The sequence below is a fragment of the Vibrio jasicida 090810c genome (assembly GCF_002887615.1).
Taxonomy (GTDB): Bacteria; Pseudomonadota; Gammaproteobacteria; order Enterobacterales; family Vibrionaceae; genus Vibrio; species Vibrio jasicida.
Genome location: NZ_CP025792.1, coordinates 2,783,969 through 2,803,415, shown reverse-complemented (window position 1 = coordinate 2,803,415; position 19,447 = coordinate 2,783,969). Strand labels below are relative to the sequence as shown.

Below are 19,447 nucleotides of genomic sequence, written 5' to 3'. Positions count from 1 at the left end.
GCCTAAGAAGTGTGAATAAAAAATAAGGAGCCAATTGGCTCCTTATTCTAATCGATATTTAGTTTTTATCGATGTTGTAACGAAGTATCTTCGTTACCAAACTTACAAGCAACCAAACTTATAGGTCGTCGATGTAACCAAGTGAACGCAATGCACGTTCGTCGTCTGCCCAACCAGATTTCACTTTTACCCAAGTCTCTAGGTAAACCTTACGGCCGAACAACTCTTCCATATCTAAGCGCGCTTCACGACCAATGGTCTTGATCTTCTCACCGCCTTTACCAATGACCATTTTCTTTTGACCGTTACGTTCAACAAGAATTAAGGCATTGATGTGGAAGCCATCATTTTCTGGGTTGTAGTCAAAACGTTCAATTTCAACCGTTACCGAGTAAGGCAATTCTTCACCAGTAAAACGCATCAGCTTTTCACGCACGATTTCAGACGCCATGAAACGCTGAGAACGGTCTGTTACGTATTCTTCAGGGAAGTGATGCGTTGCTTCTGGCAAGTGATCGCGAACGTGCTTACGTAGTACGTCGATGTTCTTGCCTTGTTTCGCAGAGATTGGCACAACGTCAACAAAGTCCATTTTCTTAGACATGTCGGCCATGTACATCATCACTTCGTTACGATCTTGGACGTTGTCTACCTTGTTCACACAAAGTACTACAGGGAAGTTCGACTTTTGAAGCTTAGTCAGCACCATCTCGTCGTCTTTGGTCCAGTGCGTACCATCAACCAAGAAGAATACTAGGTTTACATCACTGAGCGATGAGTTCGCCGCACGGTTCATCAAACGGTTGATCGCACGCTTCTCTTCAATGTGAAGTCCTGGTGTATCTACGTAGATCGCTTGGTAATCGCCGTCAGTGTCCACACCCATGATGCGGTGACGAGTCGTTTGCGGTTTACGAGATGTAATCGAAATCTTCTGACCAAGAATTTTGTTTAGAAGCGTCGATTTACCAACGTTTGGGCGACCAACAATCGCAATAAAGCCACAGTGCTGGTTTTCTGGTGAACTTACTTCACCGTTTGATGCAAAGAATGCATCGATATCGAATTCGTTATCAGCCATTTGTTAATTGCTCAAGTGCTGTTTCAGCAGCCGCTTGTTCTGCCTTGCGGCGGCTGGTGCCTTTACCAATGACAGGCTTATCCACACCTGCTACGTCACACTCAACCGTGAACTCTTGGTTGTGCGCTTCACCTTTAATATTAGTCACTGTGTAGACAGGCAGTGGTTTTCTTCTGCCTTGCAGGAACTCTTGTAGGCGAGTTTTTGGATCTTTTTGTGATACGCCAGGCTTGATGGCTTCAAGACGCGAGTTGTACCAGCTCAGTACAATACCGCGCACGACTTCAATATCACTATCAAGGTAAATCGCACCAATAATGGCTTCTACCGCATCGGCTAGAATAGAGTCTCGGCGGAATCCGCCACTCTTCAATTCACCTGGACCTAATTTTAAATAATCTCCTAGATCGAATTCACGACCCAGTTCCGCCAATGTGTGCCCACGTACCAAAGTAGCGCGCATACGGCTCATGTCACCTTCGTTCACTTTCGGGAAACGATGGTACAGATCATCAGCGATGACAAAACTTAAAATTGAATCGCCCAGAAACTCAAGACGTTCATTATGCTTACTGTTGGCGCTGCGGTGAGTCAGCGCCAAGTTGATAAGCCCAGCATCCTTAAATTGGTAGCCGAGCTTTCTCTCTAGTTTATCAATTGGAGAATTCATACTCTCTCGATATGTAATGGTTAGTGAATACCACCGACGCGGTTAAAACGCACACCAGTTGGAATCCATGAAGGTAGAACGCTGTCTGCGCCACGATCAAACTCGAAGCTAATCCAAATCGCGACAGCTTTACCCACTAAGTTTGCTTCTGGAACAAAACCCCAGTAACGGCTATCAGCACTGTTATCACGGTTATCACCCATAACAAAGTACTGACCTTGCGGTACAACCCATTCGTTAACTCCTGGACGTGGCTGGTAGTTCTGCACACGGTCACGAGCTAATGGGTTAACCAAGATTTGGTGTTCCACTTCACCCAGTTTTTCATTCATCTGAATCAGAGGAATACCGTTTTGGATGAACGGACTTTCTTCAACATTGCTCAATTTAACTGGCTTACAAACCGAATCACCTTGCGATTGAATACACACTTGCTTGTCACTTGAGTAACGAATCGTATCGCCAGGTAAGCCAACAACACGTTTAATGTAGTCAATATTTGGTTGAGGTGGGTATTTGAATACCACAATATCACCACGCTCTGGTTTGCCAGTTTCCACTAGCTGATGACGCCAAACAGGATCTTTCAATCCGTAAGCGTATTTCTCCACCAGAATAAAGTCGCCCACTAGTAGGGTGGGCATCATTGAGCCTGAAGGAATTTGGAACGGTTCATAGATAAAAGAACGCAATACAAGAACGAATGCAATTACAGGGAAAATAGACACGCTATTCTCAATCCACCATGGCTGACGTTCTACTTTCTGTAGTGTTACCGCGTCTAGGCCATTAGCTGTCTGTGCTTGAATCTCTTCTACTTTCGCTTGACGTTTTTTCGCAAACACCAGCTTTTCCAGTAGCCAAACTACGCCAGTTACCAAAGTCACGATAACTAGAATCAGTGAGAATGTATTCGCCATTAAATTCCCTTATCTAAAAATACGAAAGTGAAAGAGCCGAAACCCTTTCACTTATTTTACTATCTAACGTCTTATGACAGACAAGAGTAAGAGATAGTTCAACTCTAGTCTTTACCAACGTGAAGAATCGCTAGGAACGCTTCTTGAGGCAGCTCTACGTTACCGATCTGCTTCATACGTTTCTTACCTTCTTTCTGTTTCTTCAGAAGTTTCTTCTTACGGCTCACGTCACCACCGTAACATTTCGCGATTACGTTCTTACGTAGCTGTTTCACAGTAGAACGAGCAATGATGTGGTTACCGATTGCCGCTTGGATCGCGATATCAAACATCTGACGAGGAATGAATTCTTTCATCTTCTCAACTAACAAACGACCGCGGCTTTGCGCTTGATCTTTGTGCGTGATGATAGCTAAAGCATCCACTTTATCGCCGTTCAACAGAACGTCTACACGAACCATGTTTGATTCTTCAAAACGCTGGAAGTTGTAATCCAATGATGCATAACCACGAGATGTTGACTTCAAGCGGTCAAAGAAATCGAGTACAACTTCTGCCATAGGGATATCGTACGTCACCGCAACTTGGTTACCGTGGTAAACCATATCAACCTGCATACCACGCTTCTCAACACAAAGTGTGATTACGTTACCTAGGTAATCCGATGGCACAAGAATATTACAACGCGCAATAGGCTCACGGATAAATTCGATGTCGTTTACAGCTGGTAGCTTTGCAGGGCTGTCCACATACAGGATTTCGCCACTTGTTTGCTCAACTTCATAAACTACCGTTGGTGCGGTTGTAATAAGGTCAAGGTCGTATTCACGCTCAAGACGTTCTTGGATAATTTCCATGTGCAGCATACCAAGGAAGCCACAACGGAAACCAAAACCAAGTGCTGCCGAGCTTTCTGGCTCGTAGAACAACGACGCATCATTCAGGCTCAGTTTACCAAGTGCGTCACGGAAGTTTTCGTAGTCATCAGATGATACTGGGAATAGACCCGCGTATACCTGAGGCTTCACTTTTTTGAAGCCAGGAAGTGCTTTCTCACAACCATTTTTTGCGGTTGTCAGTGTATCACCCACTGGAGCACCAAGGATGTCTTTGATACCACAAACAACCCAGCCTACTTCGCCAGTATTTAACTCTGTCGTATCAACTTGTTTTGGTGTGAAGATACCTAGACGGTCAACACCCCAAACTTGGCCTGTGCTCATTACTTTGATTTTGTCATTTTTCTTCAGCGAGCCGTTTTTAATACGAACCAAAGAAACAACGCCAAGATAATTATCGAACCATGAATCGATGATCAATGCTTGAAGTGGCGCTTCAGGATCACCTTCTGGAGAAGGTATCGCAGAGACAATATTTTCTAGAACGTCATCCACGCCTAGACCTGTCTTCGCACTACAACGCGTCGCTTCCATCGCGTCGATACCAACAATCTCCTCAATCTCTTCAGCTACACGCTCTGGTTCTGCTGCTGGGAGGTCGATTTTGTTTAGGATTGGCACAACTTCCAAATCCATTTCGATCGCGGTGTAACAGTTGGCAAGCGTTTGAGCCTCTACACCTTGACCTGCGTCAACCACCAACAACGCCCCTTCACAAGCGGCCAGGGAACGTGAAACTTCGTACGAGAAGTCTACGTGTCCAGGAGTGTCGATAAAGTTAAGTTGGTATGTCTCGCCATCTTTTGCGGTGTAATCAAGAGTCACACTCTGCGCTTTGATAGTGATGCCACGCTCACGTTCAAGATCCATAGAATCCAGAACCTGTGCGGCCATTTCACGATCGCTTAATCCTCCACAAACTTGGATTAGACGGTCTGATAGGGTCGACTTACCATGGTCGATGTGGGCGATAATCGAAAAGTTACGAATGTGCTTCATAGATTTAGGGTGACTAACTCTTTACAAATAAGGACAGTAAGAAAGCCATCAGCTGACGGCATTTCAATCAAGTTGGCAGATTCTACCCAATTTCGTTAACGGGCGCACCTTATTTAAAGTATATACCTTAGTAACCTCGAGGTACGTACTTACTGGATAGGCTCACCGAGAACTCGAATGAGAGTGACTTGGCGTTTTGATTCATCTTCTAAAGGCCGTGACACACGTTTAGCGAGCCACATACCACCAGCAGCAAACAAAACCGAAGCTAAGATGGTAATGCCCTCGCCGCCTGCGGTTAAAGGCTCAAGAAGGAAGTTGCCAATCACGGCACCAAAAATCAGACCAAACAGAGGAAGAAGGTAAACCGCCATTGCGGATTTGATCAGGCTCGACTCAGGAAAGCCGATTTCTACCACCTGACCAACTTTGACAGATGTTTTTGTACGCAGATGCCATGCTAATGTTTTGTTACCAATTGCTTTAGTAACCACGCCAGTGCCACAGCTTTTTTGCGAAGAACAGCTGCTGCAACTGGTCTGTTGCTCGCAGCTTAAATCGATATCGTATTGCTGACCGTGACGATGAACACCCGTCACGGTTGCTAATGCGGTCATCATTGCGCTTTACTCTTTGCTGCATCAAACGTAACAGATTGTGCAATACGCTGAGCAGTTGCCGGTGGAATATCACCCACAACAGAGATTTCATGATTACCACTTACAAAGCTATGCAAAGTACGGCGGCCTTGACGAACCAGCTGACCTTTCAGCGAATGCTCATCTTTGCTGGCGACATAAACAGAGAAACTGAATAAACCATCCGAGTAAAGTTGGCTTTCAACCATTTGGTCGGTCACTGCCATTCGGTAGCGATTTAGCTCATTTGGGTGGAAACCTTCAGGAATCCAACCTACGTTCCAATCACTCGTACCGATATCACCTTTAGGCATCGTCAATACTGCTGGCAACTGCACATCCGCCAAACCACTCATCAACTCGCCAATTTTTGGATTCACCGAGTATGAAATCGTACGGTATTGCTCTAGCATTTCTCCATCTCGGTCAACCAGATCAGCACGCAGTGGTAACTTACTTTTCTCATCAATCCAAAGTACGTACGAATAACGCAAGCCGTCTTTAGGCACAATACGTAACACCTGAGTCGGAACGCCAGCTTCACGAGCACGACCGACTTTGACGTAATCGTAATAGAGGTTCAATTCATCGATATTGGTGTTCAGCATCGGCATGATTGGTGCGACCATCTTGCCAGATTCAATCGTAAACGGCTCTGCGCCGGTTTCGATGTAGCTCACTTCAGTACCACGACGAATTACTTCACGAACTGGACCACTCAAATACACAAGATGTGCGTACTGATCTTTATCGTGAGTCGCATGACGGTACAGCAAAGGTTCAATGCTGTTCTTTTTGATGAGGATATAAGAGAGTTCGTAGCTTAAATTTTTGCTCGCCTCGCTCATTTGATGCAATAAAGCCTCCGCTGGTTTATCACCAGCAAAGGCTTGAGTAGACATCAGACTGAACAGAGCGCAAGCGCTGATCAGAAATTTTTTCATTCAATATCCGGAGTCAGATTTGCATCTTGCTGAGACGCATCACTGTTAATTCTTAACTGCAATTCGTAGTCACGAAGCATAGCATGAACACGTTTACGTTGCTCTTGCATATTTGCTTCGCCAACCGAGCGCTCAACGGACTCACGAGTCAAACTTACTGGTTCTGCACTGCCAGCAAATGGCACTGTTTGAAGCACAGGAAGTTGATCGGCTTGTGGCGACATTGGGTCGCTACCACCGTATTGTTGCACACCTAAAATCACGGCAAGTGACACACACGCAGCAACGGCAACCTGACCAAACTGAGTTAGCCATGCAGGCAACTGGCGCTTGGCTTTTTGTGGCTCTGGTTGCGACTCTTTTGGCGCGTCATTAATTGAAATAACGTTAGCACTGCGTGAATCGATAGCACGATGCACAGGCTCGTCTTCTAACGCTAACGCCACGCTTTCAGCAATATTCCACTCAGGCTTTGCTGGCGCTTCGCCTCGCATCACATCACCAATAAGATGATAGTTCTGCCAAGCGTCACGGCTTTCTTGGTCTTGCTCTAATTCTTGAATTAAAGCCTTATCGACCAATTCTCCATCCATGAGAGCTGAAAGTTTTTCTTTGTCAGCCATTGTTTTCACCATAGTTATCACTTGTACTAGCGCTGTAAAAGAGGTTTGATTTTCTTTTCCACCGCCTCACGAGCACGGAAGATACGTGATCGTACCGTTCCCACCGGGCAATCCATTACTTCAGCAATTTCCTCATAGCTTAAGCCATCAAGCTCACGCAGAGTCATTGCCGTTTTTAAATCTTCAGGTAAGGCTTCGATTGCGCTGAACACTACCCGTTGCAATTCTTTGGACAACGTTAAGTTCTCAGGGTTCGAAATTTCTTTCAATGCATTACCTGTTTCGTAAAATTCAGCATCTTCAGCATCAACGTCCGTCGCAGGCGGTCTACGACCCTGAGCAACGATATGATTCTTCGCAGTATTCACTGCAATGCGATACAGCCAAGTGTAAAACGCACTCTCCCCGCGAAAGCTAGGGATAGCTCGGTAAGCCTTGATAAACGCTTCTTGTGCTACATCTGGAACATCGCCAGGATTACTTACGTATCTGGAAATAAGATTACATACCTTGTTCTGATACTTCGTTACCAGCAGGTTGAATGCTTGCTTATCTCCATTCTGAACTCGCTCAATCAATACTTGATCGGTCAGCTGCTCGTTCATTCGAGCGGATACTCCTATTTGTTATGCCCCTACTCTTCTCAGATATGGGTACTAATTATGCAAAACGTAGTATTGACACCACTGCTTACTTGAGCACTATTGTGACTCCGACGTGAATGAGAAAGTTCCATGGTTTCTCAAATTTTTTGTCATTGTTTTTTCACAGTGTGATGTCACTAGCCAAATCCCTCGCCACGTCTGAATTACGTCTCGTTTTGACAAGCGAGCATAGTGATGGGGAAATGGGTATAATGGATGATCTCTGTCCCAGATTGTGCTGGGTAGAGCCTAGAAAAGCAATGGCATTGACAAACTATTACTTTTTGTTGGCACGGCTAATGGCTATCTGAACAACGCGTTTAAAATAAAACTCAGGAAGCATTCGCATGTCATCGACATGCAAAAATAAGAGTGGCACAAGTCACCAGAGTTGCGGTGATTTAGATACCTCCCAACTTAGCCCTTAGCGACGGATGTCGCGTTAATGGATGCACATGGTGTGCAAAATATACACAAGGTAGCCTTGTTACCTTAGCTTGGGATTGTAAAAGTAATATGAACACGAATCGTGAACATGAATGTGATGTGTTAGTGGTAGGGAGTGGCGCCGCAGGCTTGTCGTTAGCTTTGCGCGTAGCAAACCACTGTAAAGTGATGGTGTTGAGTAAAGGCCCACGCAGCGAAGGCGCGACGTTTTACGCGCAAGGTGGTATCGCTGCGGTCTTCGATGAATCTGACACCATCGAGTCTCACGTTGAAGACACACAAATTGCTGGTGATGGCATTTGCGATGAAGAAACGGTTAAGTTTATCGCTGAGAATTCAAAAGAATGCGTGCAATGGTTGATTGATGGTGGTGTACCGTTTGACCGTGAGGACGATGACTCTGATGAAGAACCTCGTTACCACTTAACTCGCGAAGGTGGTCACAGTCGACGCCGAATTTTGCATGCTGCGGATGCAACAGGTATGGCGATGCAAACCTCACTGCAAGACAACGCCCACAGCCACCCAAACATTCATGTTCTTGAACGTCACAATGCTCTGGATTTAATCACTGAAGATAAAGTCGGCGGCGACAAAAACAAGATCATTGGCGCTTATATTTGGAACCGAAATGAAGAACAGGTAGAAACCGTTCGCGCTAAATTTGTTGTTCTTGCGACTGGTGGCGCTTCCAAAGTTTACCAATATACGTCAAACCCTGACGTTTCCTCTGGTGACGGTATCGCGATTGCTTGGCGCGCAGGCTGCCGTGTCGCAAATATGGAATTCAACCAATTCCACCCTACTTGCCTGTTCCACCCAGAAGCACGTAACTTCCTACTCACAGAAGCCTTGCGTGGTGAAGGTGCCTATCTGCGACGCCCTGATGGCTCACGCTTTATGCCGGATTTTGATGAGCGTAAAGAACTTGCGCCGCGTGATGTCGTCGCACGTGCCATCGACTTTGAAATGAAGCGCCTAGGTGCAGACTGCATGTATTTAGACATCAGCCACAAACCTGCGGAATTCATTACCAAGCACTTCCCAACCATCTACTCTCGTTTGATGGATCTTGGCATCGATATGACCAAAGAGCCGATCCCAATTGTTCCAGCCGCACACTACACGTGTGGTGGCGTGATGGTCGATCAAAACGGCAATACGGACTTGAAGAATCTATATGCCATTGGCGAAGTCAGCTACACCGGTCTACACGGTGCAAACCGCATGGCTTCAAACTCACTACTTGAGTGTGTGGTCTACGCATGGGCAGCCGCCAAAGATATCCTAAAGCACCACACGAAGGTCGAATTAGCACCCCGAGTACCTTGTTGGGATGAAAGCCAAGTCACCAACAGTGATGAAGAGGTTATCATCCAGCATAACTGGCATGAGCTTCGCTTGTTTATGTGGGATTACATGGGCATTGTTCGCACGGACAAACGTTTAGAACGCGCACTACGCCGTATTCAAATGCTTCAGCAAGAAACGCATGAGTACTACAGCCACTTCCGTGTTTCAAACAACTTGCTAGAACTGCGTAACCTACTTCAAGTAGCTGAACTGATGGTACGTTGTGCGATGCAGCGTAAAGAAAGCCGCGGTCTACACTACACCTTGGATTATCCAAACCAACGAGAGAATAGCGGACCAACGATCCTAACACCAAACAAGTAAATCTGACGCCAAGTAAGAAAGAGTCAGACACGATATCAAATGGGAGCTTCGGCTCCCATTTTCCATTGACGCAATATCATATTCAATTGACGATACGACACATCATCACAACTGTCTCGCCAAACGGTCACCTTATCCCCAGATACCAACTTGAACGTCACCTTGAAAACAGAAGCGGAAAGATCGACTCCTGATAACAGTGAAGTTTGAGCGTCATTTCGAACCGTTCCATCACGATGAAAAAACCAATTCCCGACAGTTGACGGCATGACGAATCCACCTTGGGTATGGCAACGATAGATCAGTAGTAACAGATAACTAGATAAGACGAGTGGAATATCAGAGAAGATAACCGCCCAAGCTAAACCGAAAAGAATCAAGTAATGCAGCGCTTGGGCGTTTAGAGATTTAGAAACAGTAAGGTTAACGAACCTTGCTGAGGTTGTGTGCGACAATTTTATCAACCATCGAAGCGTGACCAAGGTTTTCGCTGCGACCATGCCCCATGACCCAAGTAAACAAATCTGGATCATCACATTCTAACAACGAAACAAAATCACGTTGCTCTTGCTCACCTAGTGCATCGAAGCACTCTTCAAAAAACGGCATAATCACCACGTCAAGCTCAAGCATGCCACGACGACAAGCCCATTTAATACGCGCCTTTTCTTCCGCAGTGTACATTCAGTATTCCTTCATAGATGTCTTGTTCTTAGTGCGGAGTGTAACAAGGGATGTTCTACGCCACTAGTGTGCGGGTCACAATATGTAGCCAAGTCACTGCAAATCCTGATCGCATTTAATAAACAAACGTTCAGTTGAGCCAAACACCTTAAAATTGAGTGGATATATTGAGTGCTGACAAATGTCGAATCTGCAATTAACATAGCTGAAAAATATCTTCAAAAGGCATCGTACTCATGGAATGGCAAACTCGCTTTTCACCACTGAACCTATCGACACAAGACGCGCTACCGGAGCTGTCTATCTCGCTATTGGATAACCTGGGCATGATCACCATGGTCGGGGACGACAAAAAGTCATACCTACACGGTCAAGTTACCTGCGATGTGGTTTCTCTTGAGAAAGACCAATCAATGTTGGGAGCACATTGTGACGCGAAAGGTAAAGTGTGGAGTGTCTTCCGCCTATTCCACCATAACGATGGCTACTCAATGGTTCAGCCGAAATCAGCAATTGAAGTAGAACTGAAAGAAATTAAAAAGTACGCAGTGTTCTCGAAAGTGACCATCGAAGAGTCAAGCGACGTGGTACTGGGTGTTGCTGGTGAGAATGCAGATGCATTCATCTCAACGCTAAATGCTGATTCTGGCGACGTGCGTGCGATTGAAGGCGGCACTGCGGTCAAAGTCGCTCTGAATCGCTGGTTGCTTGCGCTTACAGCAGAAGCAGCACAATCATTAGTGGAAGATAGCCAAGCAACACTGACAACCCACGAGCTTTGGACCCGTTTCGATATTGAGGCAGCACTGCCATACTTGGCAGCAGACGCGCAAAACGAACACATTCCACAAGCACTAAACGTACAAGCGCTTGGTGGTATAAGCTTTACGAAAGGCTGCTACACGGGTCAAGAAACTGTAGCGCGCGCGAAATATCGCGGCACCAACAAACGTGCAATGTACATTGTTAAAGGTGTAACCGTTGAAACCTTAGGTGAAGGTGCGATCGAATTGGAACGTAGTGTCGGTGAAAACTGGCGTTCAGTAGGCGCCTTGCTCACGCATTATCAATTCAGCGACAACCAAGCGATGGGTCTCATTGTATTGCCAAACAACCTAGATGATGACACTCGTCTGCGCTTGGTTGACCAACCAGAATGTGAATGGGAAATCGCAGCACTGCCGTACAGCCTTGACGATGAGTAATACCATTCATACCCCTTTGATGCAGTTTTTGGCGGACCAAAACATCGAGTACCGCCTTCTTCCTCATCAAAGGCCAGCAACAACCATTGAGGATGCCGCGCAACAACGCGGCATTCGCCCTTCTCAAATGGTCAAAGCGATTCTTTTGCGTGATATGGGAAACCAATATGCGCTTGCTTGTGCACCAGGTGATCGTAGCGTTGATCCAAAGAAGGTGCGCGCATTACTGCAGTGCCGTCGCATGACGTGTGTTGATCAAGCCGACGTAGAAGCGATTACCGGATACAAGATTGGTACTGTCACACCACTACTCTTAAAACGCTACATGCCGATCGTATTTGACCCAAGTTTGCTTGAAGAAAAAGAAATCACTATCAGCAGTGGTGATCGTATGGCTGGATTAGCATTATCTATCGATGATTTACTGCAATTGTGCCAACCAACCTTGGCCGATATCTGCCGTTAACCTTCGTAAAAATGTAATAACATGCAGGCTTTCTCACACCTACGTGATCTCACTCATATCTCCCAACATACAAAGTGGAATTTTTAATCATTTTTAAAACATAAATAGTCACGCACAATAAACTCGTATATGCTGAATTTGTTGGTTAAGTTTTCAACAACGACTTAATCAACATAAAGTGAAACTGCTGACTGAATTGGCCTCTGCCACACGGTCAGTCGTCCACTTTTGTGTAATGCATCTGTGACTATTCGCCCGCCGAAGCGGGCTTTTTTTTATACGGAACTTTTCTGCGCCTCTTCCCTCTAACTCGATGAAAGCCATGTATTAAGCCCTTAATCCGGCGAAACGATAAAAATGCAATCAATTGAGTAAAAACATTTAGCAAACAATTATTTTCCTTCTATTCTTAATTCTGTAACAAAACAGTTGCTTAATGCACTACGTAACAACAGAAGGAGATAAGGAACGGTTCCTTCGCTAGTGTTTTTTTGAGGTAATCCTCACGCTATTTGAGATATGACCCTGTCAATTTGTCTATGGCAGCACAAATCTCTAAAGCGATACAACTCATCTGTACTTAATACCATTGCTGTCACAATAATTTTTACGCCAAAAACGTAAGATAACTGAGCTAGGTAAGAGATAAGGAAAAGTAAATATGAGACTGTTTAAGCGCTATACACCAGGTATGATTGCTAAACACATAAGTCGTCTTTTTAAAGGAAGAATTTATATTTACGGAGTCGGTAAATTTGAGTTTGATAATGGAAAATTAATGCTGCCAGAGAAAGCGGAAAAACGCCACTTTCAAGCGGTTAAAGAAATTAACCAAGAGATTATGAAGCTCAGATGCGCATACGCTTAGCGACAACATCGATGTAAAGGAAAGGCTGGATTAACCAGCCTTTTTTGTGTCTTCTATTCGTCGAGCAATAAGCTCGTTATTGACGCGCAAGTTCCGGCAAATTGCCTTTCAAACCCAATGCGCGTTTCATTATCTCGTCTTTTGCTCCTGGTAGCTGGCTAGCTAAACTCAAACCAATTCCACGTACCAGCTTTTTAGCAGGATTCTCACCAGAGAACAGGTCACGGAAGCCTTGCATCGCAGCAATCATCTTCGCAGCTTCCGCTTTACGCCAACGTTCATAACCACGTAGGTTACGTTTGGTGCCAATGTCCTGCCCTTGCTTCCAAAGCGCCAACACTTCTTGCGCTAAGCTCGCAGCATCCAATAAACCAAGGTTCACACCCTGCCCTGCTAGTGGATGAATGGTGTGTGCTGCATCGCCAACTAACGCCACGCGTTCAACCACAAAGTCACGCGCATAACGCATCTTAAGCGGGAACGCCGCACGTTCACCAACTACTTCACACAAACCTAAACGCACATCAAATTCGCTAGTTAATGCCTTATTGAACTCTTGCTCATTCATCGCCAGCAGTTGCTCGGCACGATTTGGTTCGGTAGACCAAACAATCGAACACATGTGCGGTTCAGACATCGGAAGGAAAGCCAATGGACCTTGCGGTGTAAAGATCTGACGCGCAACGCTGTTGTGTGGATCAGCGGTTTTCACGTTCGCGACAAGTGCACTATGACCGTAATCCCAATGCGTCAATGGAATATCCATTTGGTTGCGCAGCCAAGAGTTTGCACCATCGGCGCCAACCACTAACTTCGCAGTCATGGCTTGACCGTTGTCGAGCGTGAGCCAGCTTTCTTGCTCACCAACCGCTAACGTTGCACAACGTGCAGGCATAAACAGCGTCACGTTATCCAGCTTTTGAACTTGCTCTAGCAACGCCAATTGAATTACGCGATTTTCAACAATATGGCCAAGGTCTGGTTGAGCCATGCTTTGTGCATCAAATGCGATGTTAGCGAAACTGTCTTGCTCCCACACTTCCATCGCATGGTACGGTGAAGCACGACGCTGCTCGATACCTTGCCAAGCACCAAGGTTGCGAAGGATAGTTTCACTTGAACGGCTCAACGCCGATACGCGTACATCTGGCAGTTCATTTAGGGTGTCGTTTGGCACTGCGCCTTCGATAACGGCTACTCGCAGGTCACTGTCCTTAAAAGCGGCCGCCAATGCTAAACCTACCATTCCACCACCGATGATGGCGATATCTACACTTTGCATCATTGCTTTTGTTACCTAATTCGTTGCCGTTTATCGTTTCACTAGACCAAGCGTGTGGCGTAGCAGCGGCTGCTTAAAAGTAGAAAGGTTATCCATCGTTGCGAGAGCGAGGTTACGCCCAATTCGCATCGCCGGTAAATCATTTGAAAAAATATGCACGAGAGAACTGGTTAGCCAAATTGTTTCGCTGCGATCATCTTCACGACGCTGGCTAAATCGCATTAAGCCTTGGTAACGACCAGCGTCTTCAGTTTGCTTAACAACCTCTTCCGCTAACGATGCCACATCACGAATACCAAGGTTGAAGCCTTGCCCAGCAATCGGGTGAAGCGTTTGTGCAGCATTGCCGACAATAGCAAAGCGGTGCGAAATGTTCTGCTTACGATGACGCAGAAGAAGCGGATAGCTCGCGCGTTGTCCGACTTTCTGCATCGCACCTAAACGCCAACCAAAATCGTTCTGCAAACGCTCAAGGAACTCCGCGTCAGATAAGTTCACCACGGTCTGCGCTTCTTCAGGACGCAGGCACCACACCAACGACATGCGGTTGTCACTCATCGGCAGCAGTGCGACTGGGCCATTCTCGGTAAAGCGTTCAAAAGCGCGACCTTGATGAGGCTCTTGCGTCACGATATTCGCAATCACTGCCACTTGGTCAAAATCATGCTCAGACAACTCTAAACCGATTTGCTGACAGCATTGCGATACTGCGCCATCGGCAGCAACGAGCAACTTAGCTTCCAGCTTCTCACCGCTCGTCAGCTCAATGTGTGCTTTGTTTTGCTCACGCTCGATGTTCACGACCGAATCCGGGCAAAACAGACTGATCGCCTCACTCTTATCTAAGAGCTCTTGATAGACGCGACCAACATCGGCGAGTTCCACTACGTAACCAAGTGCTTCAACACCAACTTCGTGCTTGGTAATCTCAGTCATCCCCGCATGAGAACGATCGGACACATGAATGTGCTCTATTGGAGTTGCAAAAGGCTCAACCGCCGCCCACAACTGCAAATGGCGTAAGGTGTTGACGGTCCCGTAGGATAAGGCAATGGAACGAGAGTCAAAACCAGGGTGCTCATTAGATTGCGCTTTAAACGGCTCAACAACGGCAACACGAAGTTGTCCTTTCGATAAGCGATCTATCGCTAAAGCAAGTGTGGCTCCCGCCATGGCTCCACCAGCAATTACAACGTCATATTGCCTCATGCTAACCTCTAGAAACTATTCAATTAATGGTACCGACGATCAATGAATCGTCGGTTTACTATCGTTGCTTTCAGGACGAGCGCCAAACTCGGCATGAATAGTTAATACGCATGCTTTGACGTGTTCGATTACTTGCTCTAGCAATTGAGCTTGCTCACCTAGGTCGTCATCTTCATCAATGCCTAACTTAGCGATCTCTTCAAGATCTGCTAACGCCTCTTTCACATCGTCAGACGCTTTATTCATGGCGATACCAGCTAATCCCAAACCTGAGATAAAATGGTTAACGAAATCAGATAGGCCATCAGCCAATGCGAACAAGCCTTCTTCACCTGGCTCATCAGGCAACAACAGAGACAATTCCATCGAGGTGCCTGTCAACTCATTTACCGTCACTTTAAAAATGCTTTGTGCAAAAGCCAGTGCAGTAGTTGGCCACCCCATGCCATCATTGGTGTAATCAAACAAAATTGGTTGCCAGGTTTGATCGTTAATCGCCAATCCACCACTTAGCATGCCGACAAGTAACCCGTGTAACTCAGCAGGCGTCACTGCAATGCTTGCGGATTTAAGTTCAACAGCAATAGATTGATATTCTGGAAGGGTGATTTCACTCATAACTGGGCTCATTCTTGCGTAATAATGTATCGTTCTATCCTACCATCAAGCCTACTCGGCTGAAACGGCTATCAAATTCAAATTTGGACAGCATTTACTCAATTTGTCCAATTCCTGTGTGATCACTTCACCATTTTTCTATCTAGGGTGGGAAATGCTTGAATCTTAATAGCGGTTTTCCTATAGTTTCCTCCTCGGTAGTTGTACAAAGCAATACCTTAGATAGCGCGAATATAGAGTTTATTCATCATGAGCAATCAAGCGGTCGACGTTGAAATCCTTGGAAAAATGACACGAGTGAATTGTCCACCGGGTCAAGAAGAGTCACTGATTACAGCGGCTAAAGATCTCGATCGTCGATTGAAAGAGATGACAGACCGTACTAAGGTAACCAATGAAATTCAGCTACTGACTTTTGCTGCATTAAATATTTGTCATGAATTGCATACCAAGTCGTACGAATCAAACGGTCAGCAACAAGAAATTACGGAGCGAATGGAAAAGCTCACTGCGTCGCTAGAGAACGCACTTAAGAATGTAACGCAAGGACAGCAGTAGATACCAAATTTACCCTGGGGTGTTCGTCAGTTGGATTTAAGTCCCTGAGCCGATAAGCAATACCGAAGGGTTAGTACTTGATAGCTATTGAGCAAGCTTGGCATGCACCGAGAAGCCTACGGTTATCATTGCTGATCCGCCTTGAACCAGCTGGTTCAAGGGCCACAATCCTCAACGGCACCCTGGGGTATCCTCTCTATGTCAAACCTATCTCGACAAGAATTCCGTAAACTCATCCGTGAAAAACGTAACGGCCTGTGCAGTGATACTCAGTTTCAAGCAGGGCTCGATCTAATTAAACAGTTTTCACAGTTGCCAGAAATCCAAGTTTCAGATCACATCGCCATTTATCTTTCCGCCGACGGAGAGCTCGACACAAAACCGTTAATTGAGTGGCTATGGCAACAAGGTAAGTCGATTTACCTACCGGTGATTCACCCATTCTCGCAAGGCCAATTGTTGTTTCTTCATTACGTAAACGATGACCAGTTGGTGTTTAATAAGTATGGAATCTTAGAACCCAAACTCGATATCACCTACCTAAAGCCCGTTCGAGATCTCGACCTGATCTGCACACCATTAGTTGGTTTTGACAGTACCGGCCATCGCTTAGGTATGGGCGGAGGCTACTATGACCGGACACTCTCACGCTGGTTTAGTACTGGCGAGGGCGCCAAGCCAATCGGCATTGCTCATGACTGTCAGCATGTCGAACGCCTTCCAACAGAGAGTTGGGACATCCCATTACCTAAGATCGTGACTCCAAGCCAGATCTGGCAATGGGAAAAGTAGAACTTACCCGCTATAATCACGCCGCAAACGTTAACGAACATCTATTCAGGAGATTGGCATGACTCAAGATGAAATGAAGAAAGCGGCTGGTTGGGCAGCACTTAAATATGTTGAGAAAGACAGCATTGTCGGTGTTGGTACTGGCTCTACCGTGAATCACTTCATCGATGCCCTAGGCAGTATCAAAGACGATATCAAAGGTGCAGTGTCTAGCTCTATTGCTTCTACTGAGCGCCTAAAAGAGCTTGGTATTGAAGTATTCGAGTGTAACGACGTAGTGAAGCTAGATGTCTACGTTGATGGTGCAGATGAAATCAATGCAACACGCGATATGATCAAAGGCGGCGGTGCTGCATTGACTCGTGAAAAAATCGTTGCAGCGATTTCAGACAAATTCGTATGTATCGTTGACGGCACAAAAGCAGTTGACGTACTGGGCCAATTCCCACTTCCTGTAGAAGTTATCCCAATGGCACGCTCTTACGTAGCTCGTCAATTGGTAAAACTAGGTGGTGACCCTGCATACCGTGAAGGCGTAACGACGGACAACGGCAACGTGATCCTAGACGTACACAACATGCAAATCACTAACCCGAAAGAGATGGAAGATAAGATCAACGGCATCGCGGGTGTTGTGACTGTGGGTCTATTCGCTCACCGTGGTGCAGATGTGGTTATCACTGGCACACCAGAAGGTGCAAAAATAGAAGAATAAGTCACTAGTTGACTTAAATTTTCTGTTATTTCATTACAGACGGCGCCCTAGGGCGCCGTTTTTTCTTTCTTTTTCTAAGAAAAGCATGCCTTATTCCGTAATTTTCTTACCCAAAGCAAAAATTTTTTGTTACTTTATTGAACAGAAGACGCACAGGGAAACGTTTGTCTTCCAACAAAACTGTTAATTATCCCCTTTTTAATGGTTTTGCTTTATGTGCGCCACATTAGCCCACCTTTCCATTTTAAGGACGAGAAAAATGGCCAAAGTTTCACTGGAAAAAGAAAAGATTAAGATCCTCTTGCTAGAGGGACTCCACCCTTCTTCAGTTGAAGTTCTTCAAGCAGCTGGCTACAGCAACATTGAATATCACAAAGGTTCCCTTTCTGAGGAAGAACTGATTGAAGCAGTAAAAGACGTACACTTCATCGGTATCCGCTCCCGAACAAACCTATCGAAAGACGTGATCAATGCGGCGAACAAGCTAGTTGCGATTGGCTGTTTTTGTATTGGTACCAACCAAGTAGACCTCAACGCTGCTTCGGTGCGTGGTATCCCTGTATTCAACGCACCTTTCTCAAACACGCGCAGCGTCGCAGAGTTGGTTCTAGGTCAAATCCTGTTGCTTCTTCGTGGCATTCCAGAAAAGAACGCACTCGCGCACCGTGGCATTTGGAAAAAGAGTGCAGACAGTTCTTACGAAGCTCGCGGGAAACGTCTGGGCATCATTGGTTACGGTCACATTGGTACGCAATTAGGTATCATTGCCGAAAACCTAGGCATGCGTGTTTACTACTACGACATTGAAAACAAACTGTCTCTAGGTAATGCGACACAAGTGCTCACCATGAGTGAGTTACTAAATAAATGTGACGTCGTTTCTTTGCACGTACCAGAGACGCCAGAAACCAAGAACATGATGGGTGAGGAAGAGTTCGCGCGCATGAAGCCGGGCGCTATCTTTATCAATGCGGCGCGCGGTACTGTTGTTGATATTCCGGCTCTATGCCACAGCCTAGAATCAGGCCATATTTCTGGAGCAGCTATCGACGTATTCCCTGTAGAGCCAAAAACCAACGCCGATGCGTTTGAGTCTCCACTACAGAAGTTCGACAACGTTATCCTAACGCCACACGTCGGTGGCTCAACACAAGAAGCACAAGAAAACATTGGTGTAGAAGTTGCGGGTAAGTTGGCGAAGTACTCAGACAATGGTTCAACACTGTCGAGCGTGAACTTCCCAGAAGTATCACTGCCAGAGCATCGTGAATGTTCACGTCTACTCCACATCCACAAAAACCGTCCTGGTATCCTGACGCAAATCAACACCATTTTCGCAGAAGACGGCATCAACATCGCCGGCCAGTACCTACAAACCGCAGCTGAGATCGGCTACGTAGTGATTGACGTAGAAACCTCTCGCGCAGCAGAAGCATTAGTTAAATTAAAAGGCATCGAAGGCACCATTCGTGCCCGAATCCTTCACTGATCACTGACTTGCAAATACA

At 46.0% G+C, this 19,447-nt stretch carries 21 protein-coding genes and 1 other RNA gene; 9 read left to right on the top strand and 13 right to left on the bottom strand.

Annotation, left to right across the window (positions count from 1 at the left end; translation table 11 throughout):
* Positions 1-118: 118 nt before the first annotated feature.
* The 8 genes from era to rpoE form a co-directional block, all read right to left on the bottom strand.
* On the bottom strand, positions 119-1,081 hold the full coding sequence (era, locus tag C1S73_RS13460) for a GTPase Era (RefSeq protein ID WP_038870296.1): 963 nt from the start codon (positions 1,079-1,081) through the stop codon (positions 119-121).
* Positions 1,074-1,751 carry a ribonuclease III gene (gene rnc / locus C1S73_RS13455; protein ID WP_038870297.1) on the bottom strand — a complete coding sequence of 226 codons (678 nt, stop codon included), beginning with the start codon at positions 1,749-1,751 and terminating at the stop codon, positions 1,074-1,076. Before rnc ends, era begins: the two co-directional genes overlap by 8 nt.
* Before the next feature lie 20 nt (positions 1,752-1,771).
* On the bottom strand, positions 1,772-2,671 hold the full coding sequence (gene lepB / locus C1S73_RS13450; protein ID WP_038870298.1) for a signal peptidase I: 900 nt from the start codon (positions 2,669-2,671) through the stop codon (positions 1,772-1,774).
* A gap of 104 nt (positions 2,672-2,775) precedes the next feature.
* Positions 2,776-4,569: a translation elongation factor 4 gene (gene lepA / locus C1S73_RS13445; RefSeq protein ID WP_038870300.1), complete on the bottom strand. Its 1,794-nt coding sequence runs from the start codon at positions 4,567-4,569 to the stop codon at positions 2,776-2,778.
* 149 nt (positions 4,570-4,718) lie between these two features.
* Positions 4,719-5,189 carry a SoxR reducing system RseC family protein gene (locus C1S73_RS13440; protein ID WP_038870305.1) on the bottom strand — a complete coding sequence of 157 codons (471 nt, stop codon included), beginning with the start codon at positions 5,187-5,189 and terminating at the stop codon, positions 4,719-4,721.
* Entirely contained in the window at positions 5,186-6,151 is a 966-nt protein-coding gene (gene rseB, locus C1S73_RS13435) for a sigma-E factor regulatory protein RseB (RefSeq protein ID WP_038870306.1), read from the bottom strand. The genes C1S73_RS13440 and rseB overlap by 4 nt, the downstream gene beginning before the upstream one ends.
* A complete protein-coding gene (locus C1S73_RS13430) occupies positions 6,148-6,774 on the bottom strand; it encodes a sigma-E factor negative regulatory protein (protein WP_038870308.1) in 627 nt (208 codons plus the stop codon). The genes rseB and C1S73_RS13430 overlap by 4 nt, the downstream gene beginning before the upstream one ends.
* Before the next feature lie 26 nt (positions 6,775-6,800).
* Positions 6,801-7,379, bottom strand: coding sequence for an RNA polymerase sigma factor RpoE (gene rpoE, locus C1S73_RS13425; RefSeq protein WP_005436461.1), 579 nt, complete (start codon positions 7,377-7,379; stop codon positions 6,801-6,803).
* 555 nt (positions 7,380-7,934) lie between these two features.
* Here rpoE and nadB point away from each other — a divergent pair.
* On the top strand, positions 7,935-9,542 hold the full coding sequence (gene nadB / locus C1S73_RS13415) for an L-aspartate oxidase (RefSeq protein WP_038870310.1): 1,608 nt from the start codon (positions 7,935-7,937) through the stop codon (positions 9,540-9,542).
* Positions 9,543-9,577: 35 nt separating this feature from the next.
* Here nadB and C1S73_RS28260 read toward each other — a convergent pair whose 3' ends face one another.
* Together C1S73_RS28260 and C1S73_RS13405 are read right to left on the bottom strand one after the other, a co-directional pair.
* The gene (locus C1S73_RS28260; RefSeq protein WP_038870311.1) at positions 9,578-9,811 is read right to left on the bottom strand and encodes a hypothetical protein; all 234 of its coding nucleotides are present in this window, start codon (positions 9,809-9,811) and stop codon (positions 9,578-9,580) included.
* 154 nt (positions 9,812-9,965) lie between these two features.
* Complete coding sequence (locus C1S73_RS13405) at positions 9,966-10,226, bottom strand: FAD assembly factor SdhE (RefSeq protein ID WP_038870312.1); 261 nt, start codon at positions 10,224-10,226, stop codon at positions 9,966-9,968.
* A gap of 236 nt (positions 10,227-10,462) precedes the next feature.
* Here C1S73_RS13405 and ygfZ point away from each other — a divergent pair, with 236 nt between their 5' ends.
* The 3 genes from ygfZ (at position 10,463) to C1S73_RS13390 (ending at position 12,765) form a co-directional block, all read left to right on the top strand.
* Complete coding sequence (gene ygfZ / locus C1S73_RS13400; RefSeq protein WP_038870313.1) at positions 10,463-11,431, top strand: tRNA-modifying protein YgfZ; 969 nt, start codon at positions 10,463-10,465, stop codon at positions 11,429-11,431.
* Entirely contained in the window at positions 11,424-11,897 is a 474-nt protein-coding gene (locus C1S73_RS13395) for an aminoacyl-tRNA deacylase (RefSeq protein WP_038870314.1), read from the top strand. Before ygfZ ends, C1S73_RS13395 begins: the two co-directional genes overlap by 8 nt.
* 661 nt (positions 11,898-12,558) lie before the next feature.
* Positions 12,559-12,765 carry a DUF1107 domain-containing protein gene (locus C1S73_RS13390; protein WP_005449772.1) on the top strand — a complete coding sequence of 69 codons (207 nt, stop codon included), beginning with the start codon at positions 12,559-12,561 and terminating at the stop codon, positions 12,763-12,765.
* 76 nt (positions 12,766-12,841) lie between these two features.
* On the opposite strand, the gene C1S73_RS13385 is transcribed toward C1S73_RS13390, so the two are convergent.
* The 3 genes from C1S73_RS13385 to C1S73_RS13375 are packed head-to-tail and all read right to left on the bottom strand — an operon-like array spanning position 12,842 to position 15,874.
* Complete coding sequence (locus C1S73_RS13385; RefSeq protein ID WP_038870315.1) at positions 12,842-14,050, bottom strand: FAD-dependent 2-octaprenylphenol hydroxylase; 1,209 nt, start codon at positions 14,048-14,050, stop codon at positions 12,842-12,844.
* A gap of 27 nt (positions 14,051-14,077) precedes the next feature.
* A complete protein-coding gene (gene ubiH / locus C1S73_RS13380) occupies positions 14,078-15,256 on the bottom strand; it encodes a 2-octaprenyl-6-methoxyphenyl hydroxylase (protein WP_038870317.1) in 1,179 nt (392 codons plus the stop codon).
* Positions 15,257-15,295: 39 nt separating this feature from the next.
* Positions 15,296-15,874 (bottom strand): YecA/YgfB family protein, encoded by a 579-nt coding sequence (locus C1S73_RS13375; RefSeq protein WP_038870319.1) that lies wholly within the window; start codon positions 15,872-15,874, stop codon positions 15,296-15,298.
* A 249-nt stretch (positions 15,875-16,123) separates the two neighbouring features.
* Here C1S73_RS13375 and C1S73_RS13370 point away from each other — a divergent pair, with 249 nt between their 5' ends.
* The 5 genes from C1S73_RS13370 to serA all read left to right on the top strand — a co-directional run bounded on the left by C1S73_RS13370 (position 16,124) and on the right by serA (position 19,428).
* The gene (locus tag C1S73_RS13370; protein WP_038870320.1) at positions 16,124-16,432 is read left to right on the top strand and encodes a cell division protein ZapA; all 309 of its coding nucleotides are present in this window, start codon (positions 16,124-16,126) and stop codon (positions 16,430-16,432) included.
* 8 nt (positions 16,433-16,440) lie between these two features.
* Positions 16,441-16,625, top strand: a non-coding RNA gene (gene ssrS / locus C1S73_RS13365) — 6S RNA.
* Positions 16,626-16,630: 5 nt separating this feature from the next.
* Positions 16,631-17,224: a 5-formyltetrahydrofolate cyclo-ligase gene (locus C1S73_RS13360; RefSeq protein ID WP_038870321.1), complete on the top strand. Its 594-nt coding sequence runs from the start codon at positions 16,631-16,633 to the stop codon at positions 17,222-17,224.
* A gap of 58 nt (positions 17,225-17,282) precedes the next feature.
* A complete protein-coding gene (gene rpiA / locus C1S73_RS13355; protein ID WP_038870323.1) occupies positions 17,283-17,939 on the top strand; it encodes a ribose-5-phosphate isomerase RpiA in 657 nt (218 codons plus the stop codon).
* 259 nt (positions 17,940-18,198) lie between these two features.
* On the top strand, positions 18,199-19,428 hold the full coding sequence (serA, locus tag C1S73_RS13350; protein WP_038870325.1) for a phosphoglycerate dehydrogenase: 1,230 nt from the start codon (positions 18,199-18,201) through the stop codon (positions 19,426-19,428).
* The last annotated feature ends 19 nt before the right edge of the window (positions 19,429-19,447 follow it).